This is a genomic window from Streptomyces azureus (assembly GCF_001270025.1).
Taxonomy (GTDB): domain Bacteria; phylum Actinomycetota; class Actinomycetes; order Streptomycetales; family Streptomycetaceae; genus Streptomyces; species Streptomyces azureus.
In genome coordinates, this window is the sequence record NZ_DF968315.1 from 22,837 (window position 1) to 28,955 (window position 6,119).

The window sequence follows — 6,119 nt, forward strand, 5'->3', positions numbered from 1 at the left end:
TAGAGTGGGCTCATGCCGGAGAAGACGATCCCGATCCTGCCGTGCCGAACCCTCCAGCCCGTCCTCGATTTCTACACCGCCCTCGGCTTCGAGGTGACGTACCAGCAGCGCAGTCCCAACCCGTACGCGGTCGTCGAACACGGCGGCATCGAGCTGCAGTTCTTCGCGATGAAGCACTACGAGCCGACCGACTCGATCAGCACCTGCTACGTCCTGACCGACGACGTGGACGGCCTCTACCAGGCGTTCCGGGCCGGACTCAAGGCGGCGTACGGCAGGATCCCCACCCGGGGTCTGCCGCGGGTCGGGCCGCTCAAGGACATGTCGTACGGCGTGCGGCAGTTCCTCATGACCGACCCGGGCGGCAACTGCGTCCGGGTCGGGCAGCGCACGGGCGAGGAGCGGCACCAGGGGCCCGCCCCCGAGGAGACGTTCGCGCGGGCCCTGCACCACGCGTCCCTCCTGGCGGACTCCAAGGGGGACGCGGCGGGCGCCGCCAAGGTCATCGACCGGGTGCTGCGCCTGACGGACGAGACGCCGACGCGCGTCCAGCTGCTTCAGCTCCTCGTCCTGCGCGCGGACGTCGCGGGGCGGCTCGGCGACGGGGAGACGACGGCGTCCGCCCTCGCCAGGGCCGCCGCGCTCGACCTCACCGAAGCCGAACGCGACCAGGCCCGCGACGCGCTCACGCGCCTGGAGGATCTGCTGGCCGCGCCTCGGCCGTGAGGCCGCGCAACAGCTCCGGCAGCGCCGTGCCGATGGGTTCGCGGACGATCTCGTCGGCACGGTCGTCGTACGGCGTCGGCTCGGCGTTGACGATGACGAGCCGGGCGCCGTGGTCGGAGGCGACACCGGCGAGGCCGGCGGCGGGCTGGACCTGGAGGCTCGTACCGACGGCGACGAACACCTGGCAGGCCTTGCTGATGGCGGCCGCCTCGCCGAGGACGACCGGGTCCAGCCGCTCGCCGAACATCACCGTCGCCGGCTTCAGGACGCCGCCGCACTCCAGGCACGGCGGGTCGTCCTCCCCGGCCTCGACCCGTGCGAGCGCGTCCTCCATCGAGCCGCGGGCGTGGCAGCCGGTGCACACGAAACTCCGTGCCGTGCCGTGCAGTTCGAGGACCTTGCGGGCGGGCATCCCGGCGAGCTGGTGCAGCCCGTCCACGTTCTGCGTGATCACCCGGACGGGCACCCCGGACCGCTCCAGTTCGGCCACCGCCCGGTGCGCGCCGTTGGGCTCCGCCTGAAGCGTCCGATTCTCGCGCCGCATCCGCCAGGAGCGGCGGCGGATCTCCGGGTCGCCCATGTAGTACTCGTACGTGACGAGCTTCTCGGCCTCCGGATCCCGCCGCCAGAGCCCGTTCGGCCCGCGGTAGTCCGGGATCCCGGAGTCCGTGCTGATACCGGCACCGGTGAGGAGCGCGACGAGGGGCTTGGCCATGGCACCGAGGGTAGGCCGGGCCGTACGACAGCGGCGAGCGGTTATCGCACGGGACGTCGACGGGTGAACGGCCGGAGCCGGTCAGGACACCCGGTGCCCGTTCTCCAGCTCCGCCGTGCCCGAGCCGTCCGCCAGGACGTCAAGGCAGGCCAGGACACGGCGGCCGAGGGCGCCCGGCAGATACTCGGTCAGCTCCTCGCGCGGGACCAGCCGCCAGGACAGCAGTTCCTCCTCCTGGAGGCGGATCGTCTTGAACTCGTCCTCGCCGAGCACCCCGCCGTCGTACAGATACGACACCAGCGGCGGACGCCCCGTGCCGTGCACCCAGTCCACCGCCAGCAGCCTGCCGAGCTCCCGGTCCAGCCCGATCTCCTCGGCCGTCTCGCGCCGCGCGCCCTGCCGCGGGGTCTCGCCGTCGTCGGACTCGATCGTGCCGCCGGGCAGCGCCCAGCCCTCCCGGTAGTTGGGCTCGACGAGCAGCACCCGGCCCTCGCCGTCCCGGAACAGCGCGGCGGCGCCGGCCAGGACCCGGGGCAGGGACGCGATGTAGGCGGCGAAGTCAGAAGAGGTGGTCATTGGGGCAGGGTAACCACCCGATGACGGCTCAGCCGCAGGGGAAGACGTAGCTGGACTTGTAGTTGATGTAGAGGCTGGTGGAGGACGAGCCCATCTTGGCGGTCACCTGGGCACAGGCGAAGCTGGAGACGTGCACCGGGCCCGCGTACTCGCTGAAGGTGCCCGAGTCGGGGTCGCAGGCCGAGCCGTCCACCTTGCAGATCTGCACGGACATGTACTGCGCCCTGCCGACGTTGTTGTCGAGGATGGCGCAGCCCCTGCCGCCGTTCTCGTAGGCGAAGAGGGTCGCCTTGCGCAGGTCGGGGTCGACGCCGACGGGCAGCGGGATCGCCTTGCGCAGGGTGTAGCCGCTGCCGCACACGTTGGCGGCGGCCGAGGCCGTGGACTGCTCGGCGGCGACGGCTCCCGGCGCCGTGAGCACGGCGGCGGTCAGGACGGTCGCGGCGGCGGTGGCACGAAGGGCGGTTCTGAGACGAGACATGACAATCAGACGCTTTCTGTCAGGCGCGAGGGCGCGAACCGGATGACTGGAATGATCGAGCGAGCCGAGGGTTGGATCACTTTACGTCCGGGTTTGATCGATATGGCTGGATCGCGGACAGGTGGCCGGAAACAGCTGGATGAAAGCGCTTTCAAGTGGACGGTCCCTGCGCACTCGGCGGCAGCGGCCGCTACTGAGCCCTCGCGGGGCCCGTGTCGAGAAGTGGAAGAAGGGGCCGGCCACCCCGCTCGGCCGGGGAATGGCCGGTTCGATCCGGTCAGGCCTCCTGCTCCGCCAGCCGTACCGTCCGCCTGGCCAGCTCGCTGATACGCACCCCGTCGAAGCCGAACACCGCGCTGCGGACCGTGTCCTCCAGCGGGACCGTCCACCGGTCCGGAATGGCCGCCGCCCCGCCGAACACCCCGGCCACCGATCCCGCCGTCGCGCCGTTGGAGTCGGTGTCCAGGCCACCGCGGACGGTCAGGGTGATGGTGCGGGTGAAGTCGCCGTCGCCGTAGAGCAGGCCGGCAGTGAGGACGGCGGCGTTCGGGACGGTGTGGATCCAGCCCATCCCGGTGGTCTCCTCGGTGACCGTGGTGAGCGTGTCCTCCCAGGACATCCGGGTGTCGTGCAGGGAGACGACCCGGCGCACCGTGCGGGCCAGGCGACTGCTCGCCGGGATCACGGCCAGGGCCTCGTCGACCGCGTGCCGCACCGTGGGTGCCGTGAACGCCGCCGCGATCAGCGCCGCCGCCCACATCGCCCCGTAGACCCCGTTGCCGGTGTGCGACAGCACCGCGTCCCGCCGGGCCAGCGAGGCGGCCCGGCGCGGCGCGCCCGGGCAGGTCCAGCCGAAGATGTCGGCCCTGATCAGCGCCCCGATCCACTCCTGGTACGGGTTGTCGTACGTCGCCGTCAGCGGCGGCCTGAGCCCGTTCGCGAGGTTGCGGTACGCGGCCCGCTCGGCGGTGAACGTCTGGAGATACGGCAGCCGCAGCAGCCACAGGTCTCCGACCTGCTCGGTGCTGAACCCGAAGCCGTGGGTCTCCAGCAGGTCCATGCCGAGGATCGCGTAGTCGACGTCGTCGTCACGGCAACTGCCGTGGATGCGACCGCGCACGCACTGGCGCCACTCGGGCCGCAACTCGAAGCCGTCGTGTTCGCTGATCGGCTCGGGCAGGTAGTCGGTCAGCGGCAGTGCGGAGGCCTGCCGCAGGTAGCGGTCGATGCGGTCGCGCGTCCAGACCTCGCCCTGCTCGACCGGTTTGCCGAGCATGTTGCCCGCGATGCGGCCCTGCCAGCCGCCGAGGACGCGGTTGGCGAGGTCTGTGTCGGTGTGCGCGAGGGTCATGGTTACGGTCTACCCGTTTCGGCGGGACGCTCTGGGGTGGGGGCCGCGGTGTGGCGCGCGGCTGCCGGTGCGTTGTGGTCGGTCGCGCCCGCGTGGCGGCAGCCGCAGGTATGACACAGCCCCGCGCCCCTTGGGGCATCGTTCCAGGGGATGGGCACGGGCTGACGGCCGGGGCGTCCTCCGGTTAAGGTCGCAGCGGCGCGACTGGCCTTGACGTGCGTGAGGGCCCGGAGAGCAAGGGGAGTGCAAGTGGCGGACGTTGCAGTGAGCGATGCCCGGAAGACACAGCGGGTGCTCGTCGCCGCGGACAAGTTCAAGGGGTCGCTGACGGCCGTGGAGGTCGCCGAGCGGGTGACGGCCGGGCTGCGCCGGGCCGTACCGGACGTGGAGGTCGAGGCGCTGCCCGTGGCCGACGGCGGCGACGGAACCGTGGCCGCGGCGGTCGCGGCCGGGTTCGAGCGCCGGGAGGTACGGGTCGCCGGTCCGCTCGGCGACGAGGTGACGGCGGCCTTCGCGCTGCGCGACGGCACCGCGGTCGTGGAGATGGCCGAGGCGAGCGGCCTCCAGCGGCTGCCCGCCGGGGTCTTCGCACCGCTCACGGCGTCCACGTACGGCTCCGGCGAGCTGCTGCGGGCCGCGCTGGACGCGGGTGCCCGCACGATCGTCTTCGGGGTCGGCGGCAGCGCCACCACGGACGGCGGCGCGGGCATGCTGTCCGCGCTGGGCGCGCGTTTCCTGGACCCGGACGGCGAACCGGTATCCCCGGGCGGCGGCGGCCTGGCCGGTGTGGCCACCGCCGACCTGTCCGGCCTCGACCCCCGCCTCACCGACATCGAACTGGTCCTCGCGAGCGACGTCGACAACCCGCTGACCGGCCCGAAGGGCGCGCCCGCGGTCTACGGCCCGCAGAAGGGCGCCTCGCCGGACGACGTGGCGGCCCTGGACGCCGCCCTCGCGCATTTCGCGAAGGTGCTGGAGGAGTCGGCCGGACCGCAGGCCGCCCGGTACGCCGCGTCGCCCGGCGCGGGCGCGGCGGGCGGCATCGGCTACGGCGCGCTGCTCCTCGGCGCCCGTTTCCGCCCCGGCATCGAGGTCATGCTCGACGTCCTGGGCTTCGCCCCCGCCCTGGACCGTGCCGGCCTGGTGATCACCGGCGAGGGCTCCCTCGACGAGCAGACCCTCCACGGCAAGGCCCCGGCGGGCGTCGCCGCGGCGGCCCGCGCGGCCGGCAAGGACGTCGTAGCGGTCTGCGGCCGTCTCGCCCTCCCCCCGGAGGCCCTGGGCCGGGCCGGAATCCGCCGGGCCTACCCCCTGACGGACGCGGAGCCGGACGTGGCGAAGTGCATCGCCGAGGCCGGGCCGATCCTGGAACGGGTGGCGGAGCGGATCGGGCGGGACTTCCTGACCTGACCCGTCACGGCAAGAGGATCAGCTGGCCGTCCGGGTCCCTGAAGTAGCTGCCGCTGGTGAGGCCCTCCACCTGGCCGTTCTTGAACCACTGCTTCGACATGTGGTGCACGGTCTTCGCGGTGAGCTCCCACACCAGGGAGTGGCCCGAGCCGGCGAGGCAGAACATCAGCTTCTTGGGTCCCGGGACGGCCGCGTAGAGGGCCGGCACCGAGAAGCGGACGGGGTCGGGGAGGGTCGCGGGGCTGTTGGCGGCCCGGTCCTGCTCCCCGTAGATGATGAGCACGGGAACCCGTTCACCGAGGACGCGTGTGCCGGCCGGGTTCTGGTGCGGCACCGTCTGGTCGTTCCACCCCCACCAGTAGGTGTTCCGGTACCGCAGGATGCCTTCGTACTCACCCGGTGCCACCTCGCGGCCCCACTTGCTGCCGAGAGGGTCGTTGTCCATGCAGGCCTCCCAGGCGAGGTCCACGATGTCGGGCTCCCGCAGGGCGGGGTTGCCGTCCAGCCCCATCCTGAACCCTGTCTTGGTGCCGACGAGCATCGGGAAGCCCCAGGTGAGGGCCGGCGTGGACATGGGCAGCGTCTGGGCCTCGGACGGGCGTCCGAAGGGGGCGGCGGGATTGCCCGACCACCGTCCCTTGGGAGGGAAGACGGGGGCGAGCAGGAGCAGGCTCTCGACGTTGCCGGGGTTCTGGAGCGTGTAGGCGCCCATGATGGCCGCGCCCAGGGAATAGCCGATGAAGCGGATCGGCTTGTTCCTGCCCGGCAGGCCCTTGATGAACTTGACCACCGCGTCCAGCTCCGCCCACTCACTCTCCGAGTTCCCCAGCTGGTACGGGTACGGGGGCGGGGGAGGGCAG

At 72.3% G+C, this 6,119-nt stretch carries 7 protein-coding genes; 2 read left to right on the top strand and 5 right to left on the bottom strand.

Translation table 11 applies throughout. The annotated features are described in order from the left end of the window. Positions 1 to 12 precede the first annotated feature (12 nt). Positions 13 to 726, top strand: a complete 714-nt coding sequence (locus tag AOQ53_RS22380) for a bleomycin resistance protein (protein ID WP_059419873.1) — start codon at positions 13 to 15, stop codon at positions 724 to 726. Here AOQ53_RS22380 and AOQ53_RS22385 read toward each other — a convergent pair. The 4 genes from AOQ53_RS22385 to AOQ53_RS22400 all read right to left on the bottom strand — a co-directional run bounded on the left by AOQ53_RS22385 (position 686) and on the right by AOQ53_RS22400 (position 3,849). Then, positions 686 to 1,441, bottom strand: coding sequence for an SIR2 family NAD-dependent protein deacylase (locus AOQ53_RS22385; RefSeq protein ID WP_059419876.1), 756 nt, complete (start codon positions 1,439 to 1,441; stop codon positions 686 to 688). The genes AOQ53_RS22380 and AOQ53_RS22385 overlap by 41 nt on opposite strands. A gap of 81 nt (positions 1,442 to 1,522) precedes the next feature. Then, a complete protein-coding gene (locus AOQ53_RS22390) occupies positions 1,523 to 2,017 on the bottom strand; it encodes an NUDIX domain-containing protein (RefSeq protein WP_059419877.1) in 495 nt (164 codons plus the stop codon). A gap of 28 nt (positions 2,018 to 2,045) precedes the next feature. Beyond that, the gene (locus AOQ53_RS22395) at positions 2,046 to 2,498 is read right to left on the bottom strand and encodes a hypothetical protein (RefSeq protein ID WP_059419879.1); all 453 of its coding nucleotides are present in this window, start codon (positions 2,496 to 2,498) and stop codon (positions 2,046 to 2,048) included. 277 nt (positions 2,499 to 2,775) lie between these two features. Then, positions 2,776 to 3,849 (bottom strand): ADP-ribosylglycohydrolase family protein, encoded by a 1,074-nt coding sequence (locus AOQ53_RS22400; protein ID WP_059419880.1) that lies wholly within the window; start codon positions 3,847 to 3,849, stop codon positions 2,776 to 2,778. Between the two features lie 291 nt (positions 3,850 to 4,140). On the opposite strand from AOQ53_RS22400, the gene AOQ53_RS22405 reads away from it, so the two are divergent. After that, the gene (locus AOQ53_RS22405) at positions 4,141 to 5,259 is read left to right on the top strand and encodes a glycerate kinase (RefSeq protein ID WP_059419881.1); all 1,119 of its coding nucleotides are present in this window, start codon (positions 4,141 to 4,143) and stop codon (positions 5,257 to 5,259) included. Between the two features lie 4 nt (positions 5,260 to 5,263). On the opposite strand, the gene AOQ53_RS44795 is transcribed toward AOQ53_RS22405, so the two are convergent. Further along, on the bottom strand, positions 5,264 to 6,119 hold an 856-nt coding region (locus tag AOQ53_RS44795), incomplete at its 5' end, for an alpha/beta fold hydrolase (protein ID WP_167745752.1).